The 25,171-nt window shown below is 69.7% G+C and carries 25 protein-coding genes and 1 pseudogene; 11 read left to right on the plus strand and 15 right to left on the minus strand.

The features are described 5' to 3' along the window. The first annotated feature begins 57 nt into the window (after positions 1-57). The 4 genes from QHF84_RS15045 to QHF84_RS15060 all read left to right on the plus strand — a co-directional run bounded on the left by QHF84_RS15045 (position 58) and on the right by QHF84_RS15060 (position 4,367). On the plus strand, positions 58-1,368 hold the full coding sequence (locus tag QHF84_RS15045) for a hypothetical protein (protein WP_281313980.1): 1,311 nt from the start codon (positions 58-60) through the stop codon (positions 1,366-1,368). A gap of 70 nt (positions 1,369-1,438) precedes the next feature. Then, complete coding sequence (locus tag QHF84_RS15050) at positions 1,439-1,843, plus strand: nuclear transport factor 2 family protein (protein ID WP_281313981.1); 405 nt, start codon at positions 1,439-1,441, stop codon at positions 1,841-1,843. A 103-nt stretch (positions 1,844-1,946) separates the two neighbouring features. Beyond that, the gene (locus QHF84_RS15055; RefSeq protein ID WP_281313982.1) at positions 1,947-2,267 is read left to right on the plus strand and encodes a hypothetical protein; all 321 of its coding nucleotides are present in this window, start codon (positions 1,947-1,949) and stop codon (positions 2,265-2,267) included. Between the two features lie 144 nt (positions 2,268-2,411). Beyond that, positions 2,412-4,367, plus strand: coding sequence for a hypothetical protein (locus QHF84_RS15060; RefSeq protein ID WP_281313983.1), 1,956 nt, complete (start codon positions 2,412-2,414; stop codon positions 4,365-4,367). A gap of 16 nt (positions 4,368-4,383) precedes the next feature. Here QHF84_RS15060 and QHF84_RS15065 read toward each other — a convergent pair whose 3' ends face one another. The 4 genes from QHF84_RS15065 to QHF84_RS15080 all read right to left on the minus strand — a co-directional run bounded on the left by QHF84_RS15065 (position 4,384) and on the right by QHF84_RS15080 (position 8,049). Continuing rightward, positions 4,384-6,750, minus strand: a complete 2,367-nt coding sequence (locus QHF84_RS15065; protein WP_281313984.1) for a hypothetical protein — start codon at positions 6,748-6,750, stop codon at positions 4,384-4,386. A gap of 105 nt (positions 6,751-6,855) precedes the next feature. Continuing rightward, entirely contained in the window at positions 6,856-7,161 is a 306-nt protein-coding gene (locus tag QHF84_RS15070; RefSeq protein WP_281313985.1) for a hypothetical protein, read from the minus strand. Positions 7,162-7,163: 2 nt separating this feature from the next. Next, entirely contained in the window at positions 7,164-7,499 is a 336-nt protein-coding gene (locus tag QHF84_RS15075; RefSeq protein ID WP_281313986.1) for a DUF5713 family protein, read from the minus strand. 58 nt (positions 7,500-7,557) lie between these two features. Then, entirely contained in the window at positions 7,558-8,049 is a 492-nt protein-coding gene (locus QHF84_RS15080) for a hypothetical protein (protein ID WP_281313987.1), read from the minus strand. Positions 8,050-8,192: 143 nt separating this feature from the next. On the opposite strand from QHF84_RS15080, the gene QHF84_RS15085 reads away from it, so the two are divergent. Further along, positions 8,193-8,927, plus strand: coding sequence for a hypothetical protein (locus tag QHF84_RS15085; protein WP_281313988.1), 735 nt, complete (start codon positions 8,193-8,195; stop codon positions 8,925-8,927). A gap of 46 nt (positions 8,928-8,973) precedes the next feature. Then, positions 8,974-9,516, plus strand: coding sequence for a hypothetical protein (locus tag QHF84_RS15090; RefSeq protein ID WP_281313989.1), 543 nt, complete (start codon positions 8,974-8,976; stop codon positions 9,514-9,516). On the opposite strand, the gene QHF84_RS15095 is transcribed toward QHF84_RS15090, so the two are convergent. Then, the gene (locus QHF84_RS15095) at positions 9,517-9,996 is read right to left on the minus strand and encodes a hypothetical protein (protein ID WP_281313990.1); all 480 of its coding nucleotides are present in this window, start codon (positions 9,994-9,996) and stop codon (positions 9,517-9,519) included. Between the two features lie 194 nt (positions 9,997-10,190). On the opposite strand from QHF84_RS15095, the gene QHF84_RS15100 reads away from it, so the two are divergent. After that, entirely contained in the window at positions 10,191-10,745 is a 555-nt protein-coding gene (locus QHF84_RS15100) for a GNAT family N-acetyltransferase (protein ID WP_281313991.1), read from the plus strand. A 9-nt stretch (positions 10,746-10,754) separates the two neighbouring features. Here QHF84_RS15100 and QHF84_RS15105 read toward each other — a convergent pair whose 3' ends face one another. The 3 genes from QHF84_RS15105 to QHF84_RS15115 are packed head-to-tail and all read right to left on the minus strand — an operon-like array spanning position 10,755 to position 13,997. Beyond that, positions 10,755-11,666, minus strand: coding sequence for an RNA methyltransferase (locus QHF84_RS15105; RefSeq protein ID WP_281313992.1), 912 nt, complete (start codon positions 11,664-11,666; stop codon positions 10,755-10,757). A gap of 22 nt (positions 11,667-11,688) precedes the next feature. Next, complete coding sequence (locus QHF84_RS15110) at positions 11,689-12,891, minus strand: VWA domain-containing protein (RefSeq protein WP_281313993.1); 1,203 nt, start codon at positions 12,889-12,891, stop codon at positions 11,689-11,691. Between the two features lie 56 nt (positions 12,892-12,947). Beyond that, on the minus strand, positions 12,948-13,997 hold the full coding sequence (locus QHF84_RS15115) for a hypothetical protein (RefSeq protein WP_281313994.1): 1,050 nt from the start codon (positions 13,995-13,997) through the stop codon (positions 12,948-12,950). Between the two features lie 54 nt (positions 13,998-14,051). Here QHF84_RS15115 and QHF84_RS15120 point away from each other — a divergent pair, with 54 nt between their 5' ends. Next, a complete protein-coding gene (locus QHF84_RS15120) occupies positions 14,052-14,495 on the plus strand; it encodes a hypothetical protein (RefSeq protein WP_281313995.1) in 444 nt (147 codons plus the stop codon). Positions 14,496-14,546: 51 nt separating this feature from the next. Continuing rightward, positions 14,547-14,990, plus strand: a complete 444-nt coding sequence (locus tag QHF84_RS15125) for a hypothetical protein (protein WP_281313996.1) — start codon at positions 14,547-14,549, stop codon at positions 14,988-14,990. A gap of 9 nt (positions 14,991-14,999) precedes the next feature. On the opposite strand, the gene QHF84_RS15130 is transcribed toward QHF84_RS15125, so the two are convergent. The 7 genes from QHF84_RS15130 to QHF84_RS15160 all read right to left on the minus strand — a co-directional run bounded on the left by QHF84_RS15130 (position 15,000) and on the right by QHF84_RS15160 (position 23,201). Next, positions 15,000-15,452 (minus strand): hypothetical protein, encoded by a 453-nt coding sequence (locus QHF84_RS15130; protein WP_281313997.1) that lies wholly within the window; start codon positions 15,450-15,452, stop codon positions 15,000-15,002. Positions 15,453-15,491: 39 nt separating this feature from the next. Further along, on the minus strand, positions 15,492-16,601 hold the full coding sequence (locus tag QHF84_RS15135; RefSeq protein WP_281313998.1) for an S-(hydroxymethyl)glutathione dehydrogenase/class III alcohol dehydrogenase: 1,110 nt from the start codon (positions 16,599-16,601) through the stop codon (positions 15,492-15,494). A 106-nt stretch (positions 16,602-16,707) separates the two neighbouring features. Next, positions 16,708-20,376: a serine/threonine-protein kinase gene (locus QHF84_RS15140; RefSeq protein ID WP_281313999.1), complete on the minus strand. Its 3,669-nt coding sequence runs from the start codon at positions 20,374-20,376 to the stop codon at positions 16,708-16,710. A gap of 419 nt (positions 20,377-20,795) precedes the next feature. Further along, positions 20,796-21,209 carry a hypothetical protein gene (locus QHF84_RS15145; protein ID WP_281314000.1) on the minus strand — a complete coding sequence of 138 codons (414 nt, stop codon included), beginning with the start codon at positions 21,207-21,209 and terminating at the stop codon, positions 20,796-20,798. Then, positions 21,206-21,592 (minus strand): hypothetical protein, encoded by a 387-nt coding sequence (locus QHF84_RS15150; RefSeq protein ID WP_281314001.1) that lies wholly within the window; start codon positions 21,590-21,592, stop codon positions 21,206-21,208. The genes QHF84_RS15145 and QHF84_RS15150 overlap by 4 nt, the downstream gene beginning before the upstream one ends. Beyond that, positions 21,579-22,127: an RNA polymerase sigma factor gene (locus QHF84_RS15155; protein ID WP_281314002.1), complete on the minus strand. Its 549-nt coding sequence runs from the start codon at positions 22,125-22,127 to the stop codon at positions 21,579-21,581. Before QHF84_RS15155 ends, QHF84_RS15150 begins: the two co-directional genes overlap by 14 nt. Positions 22,128-22,139: 12 nt before the next feature. Further along, positions 22,140-23,201: a Spy/CpxP family protein refolding chaperone gene (locus QHF84_RS15160; protein ID WP_281314003.1), complete on the minus strand. Its 1,062-nt coding sequence runs from the start codon at positions 23,199-23,201 to the stop codon at positions 22,140-22,142. An 89-nt stretch (positions 23,202-23,290) separates the two neighbouring features. On the opposite strand from QHF84_RS15160, the gene QHF84_RS15165 reads away from it, so the two are divergent. Both QHF84_RS15165 and QHF84_RS15170 read left to right on the plus strand, forming a co-directional pair. After that, positions 23,291-24,790 carry an AraC family transcriptional regulator gene (locus QHF84_RS15165; RefSeq protein WP_281314004.1) on the plus strand — a complete coding sequence of 500 codons (1,500 nt, stop codon included), beginning with the start codon at positions 23,291-23,293 and terminating at the stop codon, positions 24,788-24,790. A gap of 86 nt (positions 24,791-24,876) precedes the next feature. Continuing rightward, positions 24,877-25,171 (plus strand): annotated as a pseudogene (locus QHF84_RS15170) (hypothetical protein); the annotation flags it as partial.

Raw genomic sequence — 25,171 nt, forward strand, 5'->3', positions numbered from 1 at the left:
CGGGGCCGGCAAGGGGCGCGATTGACGGCCGCCGCCGCGCCACCAGGGGTCCAGGGAATGAGAGCCTCGCTCCCGCTCTGCCTCGCGGCCCTGCTCGTCGCGCCGCTCGCCGAGGCTGAGGGCGGCGTCGAGCCCGTCCCCCTGCTGCCGGGCGTGTGTCCTCCGATGCTGGGCCCGCTCGATCTCGGCGTGAACCGCAATCCCTCCGGCACCGCGTGGGAGCCCGACACGACGCCCATGTTCGGCACGCGCACGCAGGTCGACTGCTGGGACCTGATCCAGCAGCAAAACGTGTTCACGGGCTACGACCTCGCGCTCGGTCCGCGCGGCGGTCGGGGTTTTACCTCGATGAACTGGCAGACGTTCCTCGCGCGGCGGCGCTTCGACGGCGCCGAGGTGAAAATTCGCTGGACGTGGAGCCTCGAGGCGCTCGGCCTCACGGCGGAGGGATCCCCCTCGCTCTTGCAGATCCCGAACCGCGACGTCCGCGCGCCGGTCGTCGATCGACAGCTCCCGCAAGAGGCCTTCATGGAGCTTTCGCTCCTCGTCACGGCCCCGCTCGGCGAGGACCTCGCGCTCCAGATCTACGTCGCCCCGGCCGGCGAGCCCGCGCTCGGTCCGCCCTCGTATACGCGGCGATTTTCGGCCTTCGCCGATCCTTTCGCGCCGCTCGGCCACTCCATGCAAGACGCCGCGCACGTCACGCACGGCGTGCTCACCCTCGGCTTGCTCATGCGGCGGTGGAAGGTCGAAGCCTCGTGGTTCAATGGCCGCCCGCACGACGACGATCCCCTCGACTTCGACCTCGCCCCGCCCGACGCCTACGCCGCGCGCTTCACGCTGAATCCCCTTCGTTTCCTGAGCCTCCAGGCCTCCGGCGCGTGGCTCCGCAATCCCGATCGCCGCATGCCCGGCGTCTCGATCACGCGCGCCACGGCCTCGGCGTTCGTGGGCGTTCCGCTCGGCGATCCGGCCGCGGGCTCGCACCTCGGCGCGTCCGCGATCTTCGGCCAGAACGCGCCGAGCGAAGGCCCGACGACGCGGAGCGGGCTCGTCGAAGCGACGCTCTTGCTCTCGGACCGCCACGAGATCTTCGCGCGCGCGGAAATCCTCCAGCGCAGCGGCCGCGAGCTCCTCTTGCCCGCGCCGCTCGATTCGCGTGTCTTTCCGATCCGCTCGCTCGCGCTCGGCTACGTGCACTCGTTCCCGCTCGGCCCGATCCGCCCGGGGCTCGGCCTGCGCTTCGACGCGACCGACGTCGTGACGGACGAGCTCGCGCGACGTTACGGCGACCGTGTGCCGCTCGGAGGCATGATCTTTCTACGGCTGCGCCCGCCCGTCATGGAGCTTCCGCACACGCCGATGTGACGGCCTGCGAAAGTCGACCTTGCTCTTCGGCTTTGTTATATCGTCCCAGGCGGAGAGGAGTTTTCGAGGCATGGCGTCGGACGAAGCGGAGGTCCTCGCCGCGAACGCGGCGTTTTACGCGGCGTTCGCGCGGCGTGATTTCCTTGCGATGGACGACCTCTGGGCGCGGCGCGCGGGCGTCGCGTGCGTGCACCCGGGCTGGGATGCGGTGCGCGGACGCGCCGAGGTCATGGCGAGCTTCCGCGCCATCCTCACGAGCCCGACCGCTCCGGCCATCTTTGCCACGCGGCCGGCGGCGACCGTGCTCGGCGACGCGGCGTTCGTCGTGTGCGCGGAGTCCATCGACGGAAACGAGCTCGTCGCGACGAACCTGTTCGTCCGCGAGGACGGCGCCTGGCGGCTCGTCATGCACCAGGCGGGCCCGATCGCCCGTCGCGAGGCGCCGAAACGCACGCCGCCGAAGGTGCTGAACTAGCCCCCTCGCTCCTCCCCTGCACGCTTCCCCTGTTGGCGTGATCGTCGCAAGCGTCGGCCGGCGCGGGCCTTCCGTCTCTTCGTCGGGGCCCCGGGAGGAATCCATGGATCAGTCGTTCGACGTCTCCACGCAGGGCATGACCTCCACCTTGAACAAGAACGAGGGCAAGACGACGCAGCTCATCGAGCGGCAGACCTCGCGCCTGCCCTCGATCGCGTATCTCGGCCTCGCGTTCGGCTCGATGGTGATCTCGGCGAGCCTCGCGGCCTCGGCCCGCCCGCAGCGCCGCTTCGGTTATACGAAGCGCCTCGAGCTCGCGAACTTCGTCGGGCAGTGGGCGCCGTCGCTGCTCCTGATCGGCGTCTACAACAAGATCGTCAAGCTCGAGCACGAGCTCTTGTCGGCGCGCAGCGTGGTGCGCTGAAGCGCGACCGCGAATTCTGCCTGCGCGCGATTTCCCACGAGCACCCGCGGAAAACGCGCCTCCCGTAGACACACGGAGAGGCCCTCGCGTATCGTGCTCGGCTCGGGAGGTCGCTCGGCTCGCGGCTTCCGTCCGGAGGTCGCCATGGCAGAGGCCAAGCGCGTCGATTTCAATGCATTGCCGAGGGAGGTGCGGGAGCGGCTCGTGAGCTGCATGCAGCACCAGTCGTACCCGTACCCCCTTTTGTCGAGCGTGCCCTCGCAAGGAGCGGCCATCGCGGGGTGGTTCGTCCTCGCGCTCCTCGGCTTCATCCTTTTGGTCGGCACGTCTCTCCACGAGTACGGGCAGGGCGTCCAGTCCATGCCCGTGATGTTCCTTTACTTCCTCGGCGCGGCGGTCGTCCTGCTGTCGATCCTGTTCCTGGTTCGTCGCGTCCGCCTCGGCTCCGCGCTGCCGTACAAGCCCGGGCGCTTCCTTTTCCCGATGGATTTCATCAACGCGGAGGATCGCATCCTTCGCGTCGTGCCGATGAACACGCTCGTGGATTTCCGCGGCGTCCATCAGCACACGAACGGCATTTACAACGGCACGACGCTCACCTTCACGTTCGAGGGTGGCATCACCGAGACGTTCACGATCCACGGCAAAGAGCGCGCGGAGGAGGTCCTCCGGCAGCTCGGCGACTCGCAGCGTCACATCCGCGAGGCGGCGCAGGCGCGGGACATCGAGGCGCTGATGAAGGTCGATCCGCTCTTCGAGGTGCGCGTCAAGGACACCTGGGCCGTGCAGGCGCCGCGCGACGAGGACATGCAGCAGCCGGCCGCGAAATCGATCGGCGCGCTCTTCGCGAAGGGCACGATCCTCGGCGTCTCCGGGGCCGCCGCGGCCCTGCTCGCGCTGCCGATGTGGCACATGCGCAACGTCGCGAGCGACGAGGCGATGTTCGCGTATGCGAAGCAAGTCAATCGCGAGTACGCGTGGGAGCAGTACGTCCGCTCGTGCACGCGCCACCTCGACGAGGCGCGCGACGAGCACTTGCCGCGCGCGGCGCTCCGCGACGCCAAGGAGAAGGGCTCGGTCACGGCGCTGCGCGACTTCCTCAAGAAATACCCGAAGTCGGTGGTCGAGAAGGAGGCGCGCGACGAGATCCACGCGCTCTTCACGAAGACGCTCGGCGAGTTCCGCGAGCAGGCTTCGACCGACGATCCCAAGCTTTTGCCGTTCATGGAGAAGCTGCTCGGGTACCTCGAAAAGAACGACACCGCCCGCGTCGAGGCGCGCTTCGAGGCGCCTTCGACGGAGAAGCTCGACAAGGTCGACGAGCTGCTCCGGGGCAAGCTCGGCGGCGAGCTCGCGGGCGGCGGCAACATCGTCCCGGTGGCCCCGCATTTCGGCGAGAAGGTGGGCGTGCAGCGCGAGACGGAGATCGTGCGGAGCCTGCAGCAAGGCTTCGAAAAGGTCTTCCCGGCCGACGTGATGGCGCTCAAGCAAGGCCCGCGCATCGGCCCCGACGGCAAACCTCTCGCGGTGCAGCCGAAGGACGATCGTGATCCGCTCGATCGCCTGCGCAACATCGACTACAGCAAGCCGGAGCAGGTGCGCGACGCGCTCGACACGCTGAAGGGCACCACGATCACGAAGGAGCCCGAGGCGAGCGACGTCGAGGCGCCGACGATCGAGGTGCGTTACGAGGTCGGCTGGGCCGGCGATTTCTTCACCGAGGACAAGGGGGACCGCAAGTTCGTCGGCATCGTCGTCGACTTCCACGTGGTCATGAAGATCCCGGGCGAGACCGACAAACTCGAGTTCGACCTGCCCGTGCAGCCGCCGGATCACTTCACGGTCGACTACACGAATCCGATGTACGGCATCGGCGGCGGCCCGAGCGAGGGCCGCGTCTACGACGTCATGGCCGCGCGCGCGTTCGATCAGCTCAGCGACAAGATGCGCCGCGTCTTCTTCAAGCTCGGCAGCAAGGCGTACGGTCCGCTCGATCCCGACGATCTGCAGCAGATGGCCCCCGAGGCGCCCGACAGCGAGCTCGGCGGCCCCGCCGGCAAGGCTCCGCCGCCGGGGAAAAAACCCGGAACGAAGCTTTAGTCCCGAGGGGGACGCCTCAAATCTCTTTCGCCCGTCCCACCTTCGGATCCTCCGATTCGAGCATCGAAAGCGCGAGCGGATCCGACTTCTTCAGATCCTCCAAAAGCTGCACGAGCCCCCGGCGTGAACCGTAGTAGTTCGACGCTTGGTGGTCGGCCTCCGTGATGCACCCGCGGACGAGCGATCTCGAGATCGCCGGAAATCGCAGGGCTTCGAGCGCCATGGCCCAGAGGCCGTCGACGAAGTTCTGATCGGCGGGGAACTCGAGCAGGCCCGCGAGCGTGAGCAGGACGGCGCCGCGCTTGCCCGCGGGCGTGTGCATCGGCGGGCCATCGAGCAGGCCCGTGTCGAAGGCGCGCCACATCGCGTCCGCCGCGCAAAGCAGGCGCTTCAGCTCCTTGCCCGCGTGGCTCAGGCGGGCGTGCATCATCACGTCCGCCTGCATGCCTGCGGGACCGTCCGTCTCGCGTACGTACCGACAAACCGCCGGCAGTGCCCCGATCCGCTCGCCGGGCAAACCCCCAGGCACGTCGGCCGGCGGCTCGCCCTGGTCGTAGAAGCCGCCCGCGTGGAAGATATAAAAAAGCTCGCTCTGTCCCGGCAAATCCGACCAGAGATCCGAGTATTGCGTGACGCGGTTCATGCTGCCCGCGGCCCATCCGAGCCCCGTGGCCGCCTCGCCGCCGATCTGCGAGGGCGCGACGCCCGGATCCCGCGGCGTGAGCGAGGCGCGCAGGTCCTCGGCGAGCTCGGCGATCGTGAGGTCGAGGAAGCCGTCGTAGAGGTCGGCGCGGCCGTCGCGGTTGACGTCCTGGAAGCGCGCGACGACCAGCGGATTGCCCGGCCCGATGAACTGCGAGAAGCCGGGAAAACGGGCCTGCGCGTGGTGCCATTGCACGCGCCGCATGCGGGCCTCGATCTCGGCGTGCGCCTCCTTCTCGCACATGCCGCGCAAGAGCTCGACGAAACAATCGACGCCCTCGGAGGCATTCATCTTGCCGTCAGGCCCGCCGTTGCGGAAATAGGTGCTGTCCCAGGACGAGTAGATGTCGGCGTCGGGGAAGGCGCGTGCGATGGCGAAGCGGGTTGTCAGGCCGGCACATTGCGCGTTCATCATGATCTTGTAGCCGGCCTGGCGGACCGTGGCCGTGGCGGCGCGCATGTCGTAGGCGCCGAGCTGGGCGTGGCGGTTGATGAAGACGCCGACGAACGTCGGATCGGCCATTTCGAGGTTCTCGTCGTCGGGCCGCGCGGCGCGGGCGTAAAGCCAGACGGGATCACCACTCGGGGTGCGGAAGGGCGCTTCGAGGACGCGATACGTCGCGTATTTCGGCGGCTTGGGCGAGCCCTCGGGCGCCTCGATCTCGCGGAAATCGTAGCGGTCGATGAAGATGTCGACCTCGCCTTCGTGGAAATCGCGGGCCGAGCACATGGCGAAGCGCCAGGGTCCGGGGAGCGCGTCATAAGGCGGCGCCTCGCGCACGAGGCTTCGGACGAGGCTCCGCGCGAGCTCCCGGTCCGCGGCCGAGAGCGCCGGCGCGCGCATCGAGAGGAGCTGAATCGCGTGCGCCCGGAGCGCCGGGACGGCTGATGGCCCGGTCTCGCCGGCGACGAGCGCGAACATCAGGGCCGAGGCATGATCGGCCGCCGCGCGGAACTCCGGATCCCGGAGCGCCGTGGCCACGAGGTGCGAGAGCACCGTGAGCGCGGCCGATCGGATCTGCGCGGCCGCGATCGGCTCCGTCCGTGCGTATTCGGTGTTCGCCCCCGCGGCGGCGAGCGCGCTCCGGGCCTGGGCGAGGAGGCCCGCGGCCTGCGCTCCGGTGAGCCGCTCGGGGCGCAAGGGTTCGTCGGGGTGAAACGCGCTCGGCGGAAAGAGGCGCTCGAAGGTCGTGGTGCGGCGGGACGAGACCCAGCGCGCGGCGCGGACGAGCGTGGGGCCCGCGTCGAGGCCCCGCGGCGGCGGCCCCGGCTCGGTGGCGAACGAGCCGTCGGGCAGGAGCCATAACGATGGCGCGCCTTCGCGCCCGGCCGTCAAATCGAGAGCTTCGGCGGCTTCGTGGGCGGCGGCTGGCCTGATCTGCTTCGGCGGCACGACGGCGACGTCGGCGATCCTGCGCCGGACGGGGGTTCGTCCGGGGAAGACGACGCGCACGCTCTTCTTGCGGTTCGCCTGGAGCATCTGGATCGTCGCCTCCGAGGCGGGGGGCGCGAGGGTCACGGCATAATCGCGATCCCCTTCGAGCAGCACGTGCACGCCGGGCGTGCGAAGCGCGTCCTTCCAGCGCGCGGCCGCGGCGTTTCCCGCGCCGGCGAGGAGGACCGGCACGTCGACGTTTCCACCCGAAGTCGCACGAAAACGGAGGAGAATGGGGTCGGCCATGGGATTCGCTCCAGGCAGAAGCGTCCTCCCATTCAGCGGGGGCGATCAACGGAAAACGGGTCGGGGGTACGAGGAAAGTGGTGCGTTCGGGCTGGAAATCCGTCCTTACCAGTCGACCTCGACCAGGAGGGACTCCGGCACGTCGAATTGCGTCTCTCCCTCGGTCGATTCGATGGCCCACAGCTGGGCCGTATCGATGCGGGCGATCCCTCCGCGCCGCCCGACGACCTCACAACCGATGATGCCGGGTTGCGGGTACTCACTTTGCTCGTCCAAGAGCGCAAGGGTGACGACCGGTACTTTCTCGAGGAACGACCAGCGGCGGCCGTGCGCGTCGACCAAGTGGCACTCGACCCAGCCGGGCTGCGATTCATCGGCGAATCGTACGATCTGGACCCGGACGCCGAGCATGGTCACCAATCGCGCGGCGCGATCGCCTCCTCGATGTCGAACTCGTAACCATAGGCGTCGAGGATGAAGCCGATGTCCTCTGCGATGGCCTCACGCGCGACGGTCTCGATCTCGCTCTCTTCTTCGAAAAACTCCTCCTGGAGCTCGTTGAACGCCTCGGTGGTCGCGTGCGTGAGCGCGTAGACGGCTGTCCCCTTGGGCGCCTCCTTCTCGACTCGCTCCGCCAGCGCGACGAGGAGCTGCTGGCCCTTTTCGACGAGATGCTTCGGGTAGTAGTCGTCCTCGATCATCGGCTCGAGGAGCTTTCGTTGCCTGACGGCTTCGTTCTTGATGGTCATTTCGCCCTCGGCAACATGCCACCCCTCGGCCGTTTTCACAAGCCGGCGCAGTGATTCCCTACGAATCCACGTCCTCGAGCAGAGCCTCGGCAAGCTCCGCGGCCAATGCTGCAGCACGACGACGTGCGGGGGAATGGTCGCTGGCGATCGCACAAACCACCGGGACCATGATACGAGCGTGCAAATGCAACAAGGCTCGGAGATCGCCACGCAGCCCCGTCTCGGGATCGATGCCTTCGAATTCGAAGCCCGTCTCGGGCCCAAAGGAGCCGAGGAGATCGATGAGCGCGTCGAGCGTCGTTCGCCGCGCGAGCTCGCTACCACGTTCGAGGATCCGGGCCAGGAATGGGAGCGTCGGCAGCACGACCGGGTAATAGGTACCCGCGTGGTTGTTGCCGACGGCATACAGGAATCTGTGGTAGGCGCGTTCTGCCTCCTCCTCAGAAGTACACGACGAAAGGGCGCGAAGCGCGGATGGGACCTCGTTCGGTTCGTTCCACTCGGGCTGGGGAAAGGACGCCCAGGGAACCTCGTCTACATCAGTCAGCATGATCCCTCGCCTGCCTCGAATTCATCAGCAGAATGAGCCGGCCATGGAGCACCAAGCGTAATGGTCGCGCCCGGAGCCCTGTCAAGCTCGGCAACCGCCCCTCCTCCCCCACCCCTCTCGAAATCCTGCTACCGTCCGCCGCCATGGAACCCCGCACCATCGGCCCCCTCCGCGTCCACGTCCGTGGCGGTGAAGACCATCGCGGCGGCGGCGACGGCCCTGCCATCCTCCTCTGCCACGGCTTCGGCGCGCCCGGCGAGGACCTCGTCAGCCTCTGCCGCGTCATCGACGCCGGCCGCGGCGTCCGCTGGTTCTTCCCCGAAGCTCCCCTCGAAGTCGAAGTCGGCCCCGGCATGCGCGGCCGTGCCTGGTGGGACATCGGCATGGATCGGCTGATGACGCTCCTCATGCGCGGCGACATCGACGGCGCCATGAAGCGCCTCGACGAAGTGCCCGAAGGACTCGCGCCCGCGCGTGATGCGCTCGCGGAGACCGTCGAGGTCCTGGTGAAGGATCACGGCGTGCGGCGTGATCGGCTCGTCGTGGGCGGGTTTTCCCAGGGCGCCATGGTCACGACCGAGCTCGTGACCCACCTCCGCGAGCCTTTCGCCGGCCTCGCCGTCCTCTCGGGGACCCGGCTCGGCGGCGATCGGTGGCAGGCCGGGCTCGACGCCGTCGGGGAGCGGCTCGCGGCGTTCATCTCGCACGGGCGGCGTGATCCGCTCCTGCCGTTCGGCCGCGCCGAGATCCTGCGGGACATGATGACCGCGGCGAAAGCCCGCGTGACGTGGGTGCCGCACGGCGGGGCGCACGAGATTCCCCCGGTCGTCGTGAACGGCCTCGGGACGTTCGCGCAGGCGCGGCTCGGCGGAGCGTAACGCCCGAGGCTCCCCTTTTCCGGCCCGCCGGCGTAGACTCTTCTCCATGCTCCGACGCTTCCACATCGCCGAGCCTTGCAGCGAGCGCTGGGAGTCGATGACGGGGTCCGAGGCGCAACGGCATTGCAGCTCGTGCGACAAGCAGGTCGTCGCGCTCGCCGAGCTCTCGCCCGAGGAGGCCGATCGCCTGATCGCCTCGGCCCGGCCGCATTCGCTCTGCGTGCGGGTGGAGCACGACGAGGAGGGGAACGTCCTCTTCCGCGAGCGCGAGCCGCGTCCCCCGCCCGCCCGGAGCTTGCCGCGGCTGCGCCTCGCCGTGGGTGCGTCGCTGCTCGTCGCGGCCTGCGGCAAACCCGAGCCCACGCCGAACGCGACGAACGAGGTCTCGACGCCCGAGGCCGCCGAGGCGCACGCGCCGAAGGCGCCGGCCGAAGCCAAGGCCCAGCCGAAGACGACCCATGACCCGCCGACCGGCCTGAACCCGCAGCAGCACGAGCGCGACGCGACCACCGTCCCGGGAAAACCGAACACACGCGTCACGACGGGCTGCGTGTGCCAGCCCGGCGATCCGCTCTGTAGCTGCCTCTAGCTACGAAGGTTCGCTCGCAGGCGCGTCGTCCTTGGGCCAGAGCCTGCGGAAGCCCAGGCCGACGATCGTGCCGTCGCTGCGCTCGACGAGCGCGCCGAACCGGCATTTTTCGATGAGCGTGCCCTCGTCCACGCGCCCCTCGTCGAGGTAGCAGATCCGCTGCCCCTCGGTCAGCGTGGCGAAGACACGCGCGTCGGCGGCGAGCGCCACGAGGTCCCGCGGGAGCGTGGCGTCGAGCGGGGACGCCGCGGCGCGACGGGTTCGGCGCACTACGTTCTCGTCGACCCACACGTCGAGCTCGTCTCCTCGGACGAACAGGACCACGCCCATGTGGCGAACGCCGCCGGGCGTGGTGAACGTGACCGCATCGCCGGCCCCGGGCTCGGTCGAGGCGCGTCCACCGAGGCGCTTGCGCATGAGATCGACCGTCGGCAGCGGCGGCCGAGGCGCGAGGACGGGGAGACCGAACTTCCGGACCATCGGACCCAAACATAACGCGCCCCGGCCCTCCCCGCGATGCCCCTCGTGCACGCACCAGGCCGTCGTGACCTGCCCTACAGTTTTCCCACGGACAGCGATTTATTTTTCATCGGCTCACTTTTTTTCCGGACGATCGGGTCGTTGGACACATGGAGTGCATTGAGGGGACTCTGCGTTCGGTCCCGTAAAACCCCATGCTCGACACGTACGTCCTTCCCGTCTCCGCCGACGAACCCACCACGGTCGCCGAGAGCCTGGCGCTGCTGGAGCACGAACTCGACGAGGTGCCGGACGCCGTTTTTCCCGGTCTGTCAGGACAGCCACCGGAGCTCGACCCCTGGCCGGTGGTCGAGATTCTGGAAGACGAGATACGCGCCGGTCGGCTCAAAGGTTTTGCCGGGTACGTGGGGGGTTTTCCCGCGGCGCTTTGCCTGGTCGGCGCGCTCGCGGCGTTCGGGCCCAGCGCCGCCGCGACGCCGGGGCGGGTGCCGACGGTCGCCTGCCTGCTCGTGGCCCCGCGCTACCGGCGGCTCGGGCTCGGGCGGGTGCTGCTCGCCGAGGCCGAGAACGCGCTGAAGGCCGAGGGCGTGCCGTTCGTGGACGCTTACCCGCCGAAGACACGGCCGGGGAAGGAGGCGGGGCCGCTCGGGATGTTTCTCCAGGCGGGGTTCGTCCGGATAGGGGAGGCGGGAGACCGGATCCTGGTGCGGAAGACGCTGGGGACGACGCGGGCGCGGAAGGTGGGGTGAGCGGAGGGGTTACCGCCGCCGCGGCGGACGCCCCCGCGGCGGGCCAGCCTGCGGGCGCGCAGGCGACGACGCGGCGGACGGCGGACGCGCAGGCTGCGACGCGGCGGGCGGCGGCCGCACAGCCGGCGCGGGCGACGGGTTTTTCCCCATCAGGTTCTCCCGGACAACCTCCGCCAGGAGCACGCTCGCCGCGATCGACACGTTGAGCGACCCGACCGCCCCCGCCCCGGCCGCCGGGATCGCCACGAGCGCGTCGCATTGCGCCCTGGCGCGCTCGGACAGACCCTCCCGCTCGTGGCCGAGCACCAGCACCACCGGCCGCTTGAACGAGAACCCGAACACGTTCGCCGCGGCGTCACTCTCGCCCCCCACGATCGAGATCCCCCGGGCGCGCAGGCGCGCGAGCGTGTCGGGTAAGTCCGTGGTGCGGGCAAAGGCGAGCTCTTCGGCGCCGCCCTCGGCCACACGCACGGCGTCGGGCGGCAGGCCCGGGTGTGGCGCCGGCGCGCCGAGCAGCGCGGCGTCGAGGCCGAAGAACGCCGCGCTCCGCACGATCGCGCCGATGTTGTAAGGGTTTCGCACGCGCTCGAGCGCGATGGCCGCGCCGCGCGTCCGGACCAGCATGTCCGCGAGCTCGTTCGTCCCGAGCCACGCCCGCGGCCTCGTGTGCAGGCAAAGCCCCTCGTGGTTTTTCGTGTGCGCGATCCGCTCGAGCTCGTCGTCGCGCAGCTCGTGGCAGGGGACGCGGCGCGCCGCGGCCCAGCGGGCCAGCGTTTCGAGGTCGCGGCGCGCCTCGCGGCCATAGGAGACGGCGAGGATGTCGTCCGGGCGGCGGGCGAAGATGGCGAGGCCGGCGCGCAGACCATGAATGACCTCGGGGGCCTGGGCGCCGGGGGCGCGCGGGTCGGGCTTCTGCTTCATGAACGAGGGCAAACCTTCCGGATCAGTTCGGCGTGGGCTCCTGGCAGCCGAGGACGATGTCGAGGTCCGTGACCACGCCGTTCTTCAAGCTATCGCACGCCGGACCGTAAAAGACGACCTGGTTCTTGCCCGGGTCGTAGTCCCACCCGTCCGTCTTCGTGTCGTCGCGCATGACCTCGGTCGTGTTGTCGAAGAAGACGTAGATCTCGTTCGCGTTCGGCGGGACCGTGTCGAGCGTGTACGCGCAGGAGAGCGTCTTCTTGGCGATCGTCGTGAGCGCCGCGTCGAGGCTCGCCTGGTCGGAGGCGTCGTAATACTGGTTCGCCCCCGCGGCCGGGACGCCGCCGGCGATCGCGAACTTGTTCATCTGCGCCGGATCGATGCCCGCCCCGAAGCCGATCACGAACGTCGGGATGCCGCGCTCCTCGAAGAGGTTCTTGATCTCCATTTCGGTCGTCGCGTCCGAGCCGCACGTCTCCTTGCCGTCCGTGATGAGCACGGCATAACTATCACGATCGGGGTCGTTGAACGCGGGCTCCGTCGTCGATTGCGTGACGGCGGTCTGGATGTTCGTGACGCACGGGCCGTCGGGGAAATACTTGTCGGCCTTCACGAGCGCCGCCGTGAGCAGCTCTTGAATGGCCGTCTCGTTGTCGGGGCCGACGGGGATGGGGATCGCGTCCTGCTGGCAGTTCGGGGTCACGAGGTCGGGGAAAAGCGTGAGGCCGAAGCGGATTTTGCCGGTGTAATCGGTCGTCATCTTGTTGATGGCCGAGACCGCGATGTCCCACTTCGTCACGTCGCCGACGAGCGCCGTCATCGAGCACGAGCGATCGAGCACCAGCAGCATGTTCGGCGGGACCGTGTCGACCTTCGCCTCCTGCGCGCCGCATCCGCCGCCCGGCACGCACGCCTTCGTGGCGGTATCGCACTTCATGCCTGGCGAGCAGTCGCCGTCGGCGGCGCACGTGCCGAGATCGATACACGTGCCCACGGAGCTACACGTCTGCGGCTCGACGCAGGCCGGATTGCAGCCGAACGTGCCCGCGCCCGCGCCCCCCGAGCCCCCGCCCGCGCCGCCCATCCCGCCTGCGCCCAACGCAGCGCCCGACGCGCCGCCCCCGGACGACGCGCTGGATCCAGCGTCTCCGCACGCCGACGCGATCACGAGGCCCATCACGCCCGCGAGGGCAACCAAGGTCGAAGAGGAAGAACGATGCAGCATGAATCGAGATTACCCGATCTGTCCCCACGACGATAGATGGCAACACGGAGCCAATTTCATGGCGCCCGGAGGGTCACGCGCACGAATCGCGGGAAATACAGCGAGGTGTCGGCGAGGAGCGTGGGGAAATCGAGGCTGTTCGAGGCATACGTGGCCACGAGATCGGCGCCTTCGAGCTCGGGGTGGCCCTTTCCGGCGTAGACGATGGTGTCTTCACGGTCGGATTCGGGGGGATGGTAGAAGGTCTCGAGGTTGGAATAGGGGCCGCGAAGGCCTTTTGCGGTGCGGAGCGCGAGATCGGAGGCGCCGAAGCCCTCCGTTTGCACGCCGATCCAGAGGTCGCGGGCGCGGTCGTGGTGCACCGTGAGCTCGGTTTGTCCGTCCTCGAAGGCGAGGCCGAGCGGCTCGGGCTGCGTGAAATCGATATCGCCCGACGCGGGCAGGGGGAAACGCGTCAGGTGGATGTCGTGCCCGTCGGACTCCTTTGCGCCGAATGCGTAGAGATGCCCGTCCTCTGCGAGCACGCTCGCCGAGCCGACGATGACGCCCTCCTCGCTCGAGGGCATTTCGAGCTCCTTCATGATCCACGCGGGCGGCGCGTCGTCGGGGTTCTCGACGACGAAAACGTCGGCGTCGAACACCTCGAAGCCGAGGCCGCCGCTCGCGCCGCGAACGGCCATCAGGAACAGGTAGAGCCTGTCGCCGACGCGCTCGCCGTCGCCGGGCCAGTACCAGGTGTCGTCTTTCTCGGGGAAAAAGGAGGCAGGCTCTGTGTCGGGGCCATTCCAGAAAAATTCGATCGAGGCCTCGCTCGGGTCGTACCCATTCTGGATGGCGACGCTGCTCCGCACGAGGCGCGATTCGCCGCGGACGTTCGCGTCGCTCGTGGCGATGAAGCTGTCGCCGAAGAGCCAGAGGACGCGGCCGCCGCCGAGGTCGATCGAGTAGGCGTCGTCGGCGCCGAGCCAGCGAGGATCCGCGCGGAAAAGCGCGTCGGCCTCGGGCCAGGCGGTCGCCGTCGCCTCGATGGCAGGCGCTTCGCCGCAGCCGGTGAGGAGCACGCCGAGGCAAAAGATGACCCTGCGAGGGTTTCGCCCGACACCCATATCGTCCGTATACCAGCTTTGTGTGTGCCGTGCACAGGTGGTAGCTTACCGCCCGTGGATACCTTCAATCATCCGACGCCGAGCTGGGAAGTGGGTCGCAACTCGATTCGGCTGGAACGGCCGGACCTGGTCCACGTCATCCTCCGTGGGCCGAACAAGCGGCCGGACATCCAGGAGATCCAGCGGATCATGTTCACCATCGGCGACCGATACGGCTCGTTCGATTTCCTCCTCGGGCTCGCCGAGCTCGAATCCCTCGGCCCGGGCGCGCGCGGGACCTGGACGCGCGTGGATCGGGCGTATCCGGTCCGGAATGCGTTCGCTTATGGCGCGAGCTTTGGAATGCAGATGCTCGTCCTCACCACGCACCGGGCCGGCCGCCTCATGTCGCCTGCCTATTTCCAATGGGATGTCGGTTTTTTTCCGACCGAGGCCGCCGCGTGCGCGCAGATCGAGGCGCAACGCCGCGCCGCGGAGGGCTCCCCGGTCCCGGCGTGAGCGCGCGCGAGGTTGTGTCCACGCGGCGTCGCTGGTAGCATCCACCCCCGAGTGGATCCTTTCGACACCCCCACGCCGACCTGGGAGGTGGGCCGCAACGAAGTTCGGTGGGAGCCGCCGGATCTCGTGCGCATCACCTTCCGCGGGGTCACGACGACGGCCGACTCCTTGCGGATGACGGAGATCTACGACGCGATCGACGAGCGAGCCGGCCACTTCTACGTCCTCGTCGATGGGAGAGAGGTCGAAGCGCTGGAGCCGGGCGCGCGCGCGGCCTGGCTCGATCGCGACAAGCCCTACCCCATCCGGCACCTCGTGTCCTTCGGCGCGACCTTCTCGATGCGCGCGCTCGTCATGACGATCTACCGTGCGGGCCGGATCCTCGCGCCGTCACGATTCACATTCCCCCTGGAATTCAAGGCCACCGAGCAGGAAGCGCGCGCCCGTATCGACGAGCTGCGCCGCGCGGCGCGCCCCAGCGTTCCGCCGAAGTGAAACGCGCCTTCAACCCGAGGAGGGCGTGAATTCGAGCGTCTCGACGACGACGCGGCCGGGCGCGCGCAGGTCCATCGCGGTGACGGGCTGTTTCTGGGAGACGAGATCGCTGATCTGACGCGCGATCGGGTCACTCTCGAGGGCGCGATCCGAGAAGACGACGAAGATCTTCACCTTGCCCTCGCGCGGGGGGATTCGAAAGACGTTGCCGGCGATGGGCTCGCCGGCCGGGCAATCGGGCGAGAGCTTGTCCTCGAGCATCGTGAGGTGGCGGATGGGGCCGCCCTCGGCGATGGTGAAGACGAGGCAATAAGGGGGCTGCCCCGCGGCCGGCAGGAGCTCGATCTGGGCCGGGCCTTTCTGGACGAGCGTGACGCGCTGGGAGGGCGACGACGGCGGCGCGGATTTCTCGCAACCGGCGAGGGCGAGGAGCGAGGCCAGGGCGAGGATGGATCCCCTCATGCGCGAGGGTCTACCCTGCCCCGGACGTGGACGCAAAGATCAGAAAGTCACGACGGTGCGGATCGACTTGCCCGAGTGCATGAGATCGAACGACTCGTTGATCTTGTCGATCGGCAAGACGTACGTGATCAGGTCGTCGATGTTGATCTTCTTGTCCATGTACCAGTCGACGATCTTCGGCACGTCCGTGCGCCCGCGGGCGCCGCCGAACGCGCTGCCCTTCCAGACGCGGCCGGTGACGAGCTGGAACGGGCGCGTCGCGATCTCCTGGCCCGCGGCGGCGACGCCGATGATGACGCTCACGCCCCAGCCCTTGTGGCAACACTCGAGCGCCTGGCGCATGACCCGCACGTCGCCGACGCATTCGAAGGAGTAATCGGCGCCGCCGTCGGTGAGATTCACGAGGTACGGCACGAGGTCGCCCTGCACCTCGTTCGGATTGACGAAATGCGTCATTCCGAACTTCTCGGCGATCTCCTTGCGCGCCGGATTCAGGTCGACGCCGACGATCATGTTCGCGCCGGCCATCTTCGCGCCCTGGATGACGTTGAGGCCGATGCCGCCGAGGCCGAAGACCACGACGTTGTCGCCGGGCTGGACCTTCGCCGTGTAAATGACCGCGCCGAGGCCCGTCGTGACGCCGCAGCCGATGTAACACACCTTGTCGAACGGCGCGTCCTCGCGGATCTTCGCGACCGCGATCTCGGGCAATACGGTGTAATTCGCGAACGTGGACGTGCCCATGTAATGGTACACGGTCTCATTGCCGATCTTGAAGCGGCTCGTGCCGTCCGGCATGACGCCTTTGCCCTGCGTCGCGCGGATGGCCTGGCAGAGGTTCGTCTTGCGCGAGAGGCAGAATTTGCACTGGCGGCATTCGGGCGTGTAGAGCGGGATGACGTGATCGCCCTTCTTGACGCTCTTCACGCCGGGGCCGACGTCGACGACGACGCCCGCGCCCTCGTGCCCCAGAATCGAGGGGAAGATGCCCTCGGAGTCCTTGCCCGAGAGCGTGTAATCGTCGGTGTGGCAAACACCGGTCGCCTTGATCTCGACGAGGACCTCCCCTTCCTTGGGGCCCTCCAGATCAACTTCCTCGATGCTCAGCGGCGCGTTGGGTTTATGCGCGACCGCGGCTTTGATCTTCATGGTCTCGTCCTCCGGCGAACAACGCGGGCTTTCCCGGCGCCCGCGCGCGCATCGTAGCGACGAGGCCTTTCGTCGTCACACGAAAAATTGTCGCGGCCAGCCCCGCTCACGCGCTCGTGTCGTCGCCGAGCGAAGCACTTTCGCCGACGCCCCACGCACGCGCGAGCTCCACGGTGCGCGCGTTCTCCGGTACCGCTTCGAGAAACCACGCGCGCCAAAGTGGATCACGAATCTTCGAGGCACGGTCCGACAGGCGCTCGTACGCCGAGACGATCGCCTCGCGCGCCTCGGCCTCGAGCCCGAGCGATGCGAGCGCCTCCGCCCGCACGAGGCGCACGAGCGACTCGCCTTCCTCGATGCCGCCGAGCGATTCGAGCAGGCGCATCGCCTCGTCCGCAGGGCCGAGCGCCGCCCGCGCATCGCCGCGGAAAATGGCGATTTGCCCGAGGACGGCGAGCGCGTGCGCGCGGACGGGCGGGTGCGCGGCGAGGAGGTCGATCGCGGCGCGGACCTCGGCCTCGGCCGCCGCGAGATCCCGGCCGGCGAGGCGGATCATGCCGAGGTAGAGGCGCGCATACCCTTCGACGCGGCGATCGCCCTGGCGCGTGGACGTCGTGAGCGCCTCGCGCGCGAAGGCCTGGGCCTCGGCGAGCTGGTTCTGGCGCGCGAGGGCGAGGGCGAGGTTCAACTTCGCGTGCGCGACGAGCGCGCCGAGGCCGAGGCGCTCGGCCTGCGCGAGCGCATCCCGCAACGACGCCTCGGCCCGCGCATAATCGCCGAGCTCGTTCGTCGCAGAGCCGACGTTCGCCCGCTGGACGCAGGCGTTCCGTAGATCGCCGACCGCCTCGAAGCGCTGGGCCGCGGCCTCGAACTCGCGCACGCTCGTGCCCGCGTCGCCCGCGAAGAGCGCGCGGAAGGCGCGGGCGCGGTGCACGGACGCGGCGACCTCGGGGTCGACGGCGACGACGCGCCGGTCGAGGGCGTCGAGCGCGCGAAACATGGCCTCGGCGTGGTCGTGGTGGCCGGCCATGAGGAGCTGGAGCGCCGCGCGCGCGACGGCGATGACGTGCGGGCCGCCGGACTCCCCCTCGGCCCCGAGCGCGGAGAGCGCCTCGAAGATGGCCACGAGCGCGGCGTCGTCGCCGAGGTTGCCCGCCGCGAGCACGACCTCGCCCGCGGCGCTGTACCAGAGGGGGCTGCCGACCGGGAAGAGGCCGAGCGCGTCGTACCCCGCTTCGAGCGCGGCCCGATGCTCGCCCTTCCACTTGCGCGCCTGTGATTCGAAGAGCCGGAGCGCGCCGCGGACCTCACCCGCCGAGGCCGCCGCGATGCCCCGCGCGACCCACGCGAGCACCGCGTCGAAGTCGCTGGCCTCGAAGGCCGCTTCCGCCGCGAGGCCGGCCCAGGGCACGGCCCGATCGGGCGCGCCCGCGAGGCTGAAATGCTCGGCGAGGACGGCGGGCTCGGTGTCGCCCGCGCGCTCGAGCCACGCGCCGACCGCGAGGTGCAGCCGCGCGCGCTCCCCGTCGTCGAGCGAGGCATACGCGACCTCGCGGACGATCACGTGCCGGAAGGCGTACTCCTCGCCCCACGGGGTACGACCGCCGCGACGCACGACGAGCTCGGCCTCGACGAGCTCGGCGAGGGCTTTGCGCTCGGCTTGCCACGGCTCTGTGCTGCCCGCGCGCGCGGGGGCGCCGCCGGGCAAGACCGAGAGCAAGGGGCCAGGCCAGAAGCGCGCGCCGAAGACGCTCGCGGCGCGGAGGAGGCGCTGCGCGAGGGGCGAGAGCGAGGCGATGGCGCGGCCGACGAGCTCGGGCGTCGGGCCAGACGGCATGTCCGCTCCCGCTCGCACCACACGCGTGAGGATTTCCAGGCGCAGCGGGCTGCCGAGGCCACGCTGCACGATCCGCGTGACGAGCGCGGGATCCGCGGCCTCACCGAGGCCATGCCGGACGATCACCTGTGCCGCATCCGAGAGCAGGGGCGCGAGGGGCAAGGCGCGCGCGCGGCCAGCCGCGAAGGACGGGGGCGCGTCCGTGACGAGCAGGAAGAGCGGGCGCGAGGCGAGGCTCGACAGCGCGCTTTCAAAAAGGCCGATGCTCGCCGCGTCGGCGCGAGCGAGGTCTTCGAGCACGACGAGCACGGGCCGCGCATCGCACTCGGCAGCGAGCCAGTCCTCGAACGCACGGCGCACATGGTCGCCCATGAGCCGCGCGTCCTGACGCGCCGCGCGCAGCGGCACGCTCGTGTCATCCGGGAAAGGCACGTCCGTGAGCTCGCCGAGGAACTCGACCACGCGGCCCGCCGACGCGGGCGGCAGGTGCCGCGCGAGGCGGTCGAGGAGTTTGTCGCGCCTCGCCGAGAGCGAATCCGCGCGAGAGAGGCCAGCGGCGTTCCGGACGAGGTCGGCCGCGAGGGCAAAGGCCGCGCCCTGGGCGAGCGGCGCAGCCTCGGCGGTGAAGACGGAGACGGGGCGGACGATGCCCTCGGCGTCGAGCAAGCCACCGCGCAGATCGAGGGCACGGACGACCTCGGCGACGAGCCGGGATTTTCCCACCCCAAGCTCGCCGGAGACGACGAGCGCCGAAGGTTTGCCCGTGGAGACGACCGCGCCAAACGCCCGCAAAATCTCGTCGATCTCACGCTCGCGACCGACACAAGGTGAGGGCCGGCCGAGCAGCGTGTGGGAGACGAGCGCCGTGTCTTCCCCGGAGCCAGCGAGCGGGAGCGAGGCGCTCGGCAAGACTTGCGTCCGCGGAGCCCCATCGGAGGCGCTCTGGCGATACCAGGCATCGAGGGGCAAGGTCGACGCGCCGCCAAGAGGACGCTGGGACGCATCCAAGGTGGGGACATCCTCGGGGAGCCCAAGGCCCGTGACCTCGAAGAGATCCTCGATCGGCGTGGCCGCGCCGAGGCGATGGAGGGGCACGCCGCCCTGGACCCAAGCCGTCTCCGCGTCGTCGAGCATGGCAATCTCGACCGCGACGGCCGCGCCGTCCGCAGGCCTGTCCGCAGGCTCATGCGAGAGCATGCGAGCGATGACCTCGTCGAGCGCAGCAGGCGTATCAGGACGAACGTCGGCAGGGCGCGGCGGCTCAGGCGCGAGCATCTTGGAGAGCAGCACCATGAGGTGCTCAGCCTCGAAAGCAGGCCGCCCCGCAAGGCACTCGTAGAGCACGCAGCCAAGAGCAAAGACATCAGCACGCGGATCGACCGTGCGCGCACCGAGGGCCTGCTCGGGGGCCATGTAACCCGGTGTCCCGAGCAGGATGCCCGTGCGCGTCGCAGGCCGCGTCGCCTGGGGCCGCGCAATGCCAAAGTCGAGGATCTTCACGCGGCCAATGTCACGATCCGGCAAGAAGAGGTTGCTCGGCTTGATGTCGCGATGCACGACGCCACGCGCATGCGCCGCACCGAGGGCCTCGGCAACCCGCACCCCAAGCGTGAGCGTCTCGGCAACGGAGAGGGGCCCACGCTTCAAGCGCTGCGCGAGGTCCTCCCCTTCGAGCCACTCCATCGCAAGGAAGAGCTCACCAGAGGGCGCAGCCCCATGCGCGACATACCGGACGATGCCAGGGTGATCGAGCTCGGCGAGCACATAACTCTCACGCGCAAAATGGCCGGCAAACGGAGCCCCCGCAGCGTGCAAGACCTTGAGCGCAACCCGCGCGCCCGTCGCACGATCGAGCGCGCGATACACCTCGGCCATGCCGCCCGCACTCGCGAGCCGCTCGATGGCAAAACGGCCGCCGAAGAGCTCGGCCAGGGTCACGAGCGCAGCCTAACGCCTGGCTGTGGGGCGCGTAAAGGTGCCCACCGGAGCGTAGCGCCGGGGTTTCACCCGGCAGCGTAGCGCCCGGGGTTTCACCCCGGACCCCGACCAGGGGTTGTCCACCCCTGGACCCGGACCAGCGCAAGCGCTGGACCCGGGGTCGATGAACTGCGCAACGCGCAGTTCATCGAACAGGCCAGGTCAAGACCGGCGACGACCCTGCCAGCCGAGACAGCAGCGCTGACGTCTCGACCCATGACGCCGACGGCGTGAAACGCACCTTCGCGGTCTTGCCACCGGCCTGTGGGAAGAACTGCGCATCGCGCAGTTCTTCCCCCTGAGGTCCAGGGCTTGCCCTGGTTCGGGTCGAGGGGCGAACAGCCCCCGCGGGGCCCGGGGCAGCGCCCCGGCGCGGCGCCTCACTCCGGCGGCGGGCCCGGCGGCGGCGGGAATGGCGGGTGCGGCCTTCGTTTGCGCTTCTCGTTGAACTCCTGGAAGCGCACACGTTGCGAGGCGTCGAGGACTTCGACGATTCGATCGTCGGTGCTCTTGCGCAGCGCTTCGAGTCCGTCGCGACAGGGCTTCATCGTGCGCTCGAGTTCGTCGTCGGTTTCGCGGAAGATCGATTCGACTCGGACCACCTGATCGGCTGTGAGGTCGAGGTGCCGGCGCATGGACTCGACGCGGAGGTGCGTGCGCACCTCGCCTGGTGGGCCGCCGAAGCGGGAGCGGAGGTCTTGGAGCATGTAGGCGCGCATCGCGCCCGCGCCGGCGACGCCGCCGAGCACGAACACGCCTGTGAGCACGAAGGCGGGGAGCAGGCGGGATTTCATTCGTATACCTCGACGGAGGCTACCGACTCGAGGACGGCCGAGTCGTAACCTGTCTCCGCCGTTCGCGACAGCCAGAGGCCGAGGACTGCGGCCGCAGCGGCGCCGAGCAGCGCGAACCGGCCGAACCGGACGACGCCGGACGACCATGCTGGTTCGGCTGGACGTGCGCCTCGGCTTGCGCCGACCTTGGCCATCACGGACGCTGCGAAATCCTCGCACGGGGCGAGATCCGAGGTCTCGCGGGTGATCCGCGCGAGACGCTCGTCTGGAGGCACGATTGCGAGCAGCATGGCGTCGGTGAGCTCGTCCGTTGGGCGCAGATCCTCGGTGGCGTGGGCGAGCGCTGCGAGATGCGAAAGCGGATCTTGTTCACGCGTGGCCATCGGACACCTCCCCCGCCTCGGTCTTCGTGCGGAGCGCGGCCCTTGCTCGCACGAGGCGCTGCTCGAGCGCTCCTTCGCTGCATCCGAGTGCCTCGGCGGCCTCCTTCGCCGAGAGGCCCTCCACGGTCACGAGCACGAGGGCCGCGCGATCTTGTGGCTGGAGGGCTTTGAGCATCGCGTCGAGCTCGTTCAGGGCGACACGCGCCTCGGCGCGCACGAGCCCGTCGAAGCGGGGCTCGCGTGTGTCTTCGGCGGGACGCTCGCGGCGTTTGCGAAGCAGGTCGACGCACGCGTTCGTCACGATCCGGTAGAGCCAGGTCTCTATCTTGGCGCGGCCATCGTAGCGACCGTCCGAGAGGGCGCGGAAGGCGCTGGCGTAGGCGTCCTGGAGCGCGTCTTCGGCGTCGGCGAGGTTGCCGACGAGGCGCGCCGCGAGCCGGTAGAGCGGCACGCGCGTGTGGTCGACGATCGGCCGGAAGGCCGCTACGTCTCCACCGGCCACGCGCGCTGCGACGAGCCTCAGATCGACGGACATGCGCGCTGGACTCTACCGCGAGGGCGGCGCCTGCGTCTCGCCGTGTTCGCGCCCGCCGTGCTTGCCGCGGAAATGCGGCGGCATCTGGGGGCCTTCCTCGATCCGCTGGGCGAGCGTGCTCCGTTGTTCGGCGTCGAGGACCGGCACGATGGCAGCGAGCGCCTTCACGAGGTGATCACCACCCATCGGGGGCCGCATGTCCTTCGGGGGCATGAGCGCCTCGGCGTCGAACTTCTCGCTGCGGAATGCGTCGAGCCCTGCCTTCACGCGGGCGCGCATCTCCTCGCCCTTCTTCGCCCACGCCTCCCGATCCATCCCTTCGGGCTTCTCGGGCCGCGCGGCCTCGAGTGCCGTCTTGATCTGCGCGCGTTGCTCGTCGCGGAGGTCGAGCCCGTGCAGGAAGAAGCCCATCGGCCCGTGCTCCCCGCGCGGCCCGCGCATCGCGCCCTCGGGACCACGCGGACCGCGCTCGCCGTCCTCCGGACCACGCGGCCCACGCATCGCGCCCTCGGGACCACGCGGACCGCGCTCGCCGTCCTCCGGACCACGCGGCCCGCGTGCGTGCTTCATGCCTTCGGGCCCGTGCTTCGCCATCCGCTCCTCGATGTGCGTCACGAGCTCCGCGCGCTGCGCCGGGGTCAGCGTCGCGTGCAGCGTGTTCAGGGCCTTCGCGATGGCCGCGCGCCGCTCGCTCGCGATCTTCTCCACGTCGCCGAGCTTCGCCTTCACGGCGGCCTCGTCGATCTTGCCGGCGCGCACGCCGTCGGCGAGCGCCTTGTGGAACGCCTGCCTATCGGCCTCGTGCGCGTCGCCGAGCGACGAGAGGGCGCCTTCGATCGTCTTGCGTTGCGCGTCCGTCAGGTCGAGCTCGTTGAGTGCCGTCACGAGCAGCTCGCCGCCGCCATGGTGACGACCGAACTTGCCGCCGCGCTCGTGCGGGTCCGCCTGGACTTCCTGCGAGGCCTCCGAGGCCGAGGCGACCTCTTCGTCCGGGCTCGCCGACGCGCAACCGCCCAGGGCGAGGGCAAGAGCGAAGGTAAGGGGCGCGAAGAACTTCTGCGTACGGGTGAACATGGTGGTCTCTCCTCGGCCTCGCTCGTGATGCATCAGCGAGGTCTCGATCCAACTGACGGGGCGAGCAGCCGGGTCCCTACGCGGGCGCGATGTTTTTCTCTTCCGGCGGCAAGGGCGGAGTCGTGTTCCGCAACGGCGGGGCCTCGTTCCGCGAGGGCGGAGCCTCGTTCCGCAAGGGCGGAGCCTCGTTCCGCAAGGGCGGAGCCTCGTTCCGCAAGGGCGGAGCCTCGTTCCGCAAGGGCGGAGCCTCGTTCCGCAAGGGCGGAGCCTCGTTCCGCGAGGGCGGGGCCTCGTTCCGCAAGGGCGGGGCCTCGTTCCGCAAGGGCGGAGCCTCGTTCCGCAAGGGCGGAGCCTCGTTCCGCGAGGGCGGGGCCTCGTTCCGCAAGGGCGGAGCCTCGTTCCGCAAGGGCGGAGCCTCGTTCCGCAAGGACATGCTGCCTCGCGCCAACGACACAGTCGCTCGCGCCAACGACACAGCCGCTCGCGCCGAGGACACCATGCCTCGCCACGAGGACAAAGGCGCGTTTCGTCCGGTTATAGTCTGCGCCGCGATGCCTGCGCGTGCCCTCGTACGACCGATGCGCTCCCAGATCGTCGGCCCGATCCTGTCGCATCTCCGGAGCCACGGCGTCGATCCGTCCCCGCTCGCCTGTGCCTTCGGCCTGCCGCCCAGCGCCGAGACCGACCCCGACGTCGTCCTGCCGCTCGCCAAGCTCTACGCGTTCCTCGACGAAGCCGGGCGCCTCTCGAACGATCCGTTCCTCGGCGTGCACGTCGCCGCGCAGCTCGAACGCGGCACCTACGACCTGCTCGAGTTCAGTTGCCTCAGCGCGCCGACCGTGCGCGAGGCCTTGGTCCGCGTCGCTCGGTACACGGCGCTGCTCAACGATCTGGTCGTGGCGACCTTCGAGGAGCGCGGCGGCGTCGGGCTCCTCCAGCAGCGTATCCCCGGCGCGCCGCTGTGCCTCGGAAGGCACGCGAACGAGTGCTTCGTGGTCCTCGTGCTCCTGCGGACGCGCGCGCTCTCCGGCGTCTCCGTCGTGCCAGAGCGCGCTTGGTTCGGCCACCCCGCGCCGCGCGATACCTCGGCGCTCGCCGAGGCGCTCGGGACGCAGCGGCTGGAGTTCGAAGCCGGCGCGACGGGGCTCGCGCTCCCGGGCGCGGCGCTCGATCTCCCGCTCGCGACCTCGGATCCGCGGCTCTTGTCGGTCCTCGATCGCCACGCCGAGCGCTCCCGCGTGGCGCGCGAGCGGCCGCACGACTTTTTCGGGGAGGTGCGGCAGCGCGTGTTCGAGAAGCTGCGCGACGGCGCGCCCGATCTCGAGGTCGTCGCGCGCGAGCTCTCCATGAGCCCGCGGACGCTGCAGCGGCGCTTGACGGAGGAGGGCACGACGTTCCAGGAGCTCGTCGACGGGCTGCGGCGAGAGCTCGGCGGCGCCTACGTGCGCGATACGGAGATGCCGCTCGCGGAGATCGCGGAGGCCCTGGGGTACCGCGAGACGGGCGCGTTCCTGCGCGCCTTCAAGCGCTGGTACGGCGTCGCGGCGAGCCAGATGCGCGGGGCGCGGGCTCGCTCTGGCGCGTCCTGATCTCATTTCTGGCGTTCGCGGATCTCGCGTGAATCGGAGGGGCAATGGGAGGATCGGCCCGTCACCCCATTTCACGAGGAGCCTTCATGCAGAGCCGCGTTGCGATCTTCCTTTTCACCGTCGCGAGCCTCGCGGGCGGCGTCGGATGCGACGCCGAGTCGCCCCCGACGAGCGGGAGCTCCAGCAGCGGGACGGGCGGACAAGGCGGACAAGGCGGGATGGGTCCCGGCGGCGCCGGTGGCACGGGCGGCATCGGCGGGATGGGTCCCGGCGGCGCGGGCGGCGAGGGCGGCGAGGGCGGCAGCGGAGGCGTCGGCGGAAGCGGCGGCGCAGGCGGAAGCGGCGGCGCAGGCGGAAGCGGCGGCGTCGGCGGGAGCGGCG

Source organism: Polyangium sp. y55x31, from assembly GCF_029946505.1.
Classification (GTDB): domain Bacteria; phylum Myxococcota_A; class Polyangia; order Polyangiales; family Polyangiaceae; genus Polyangium.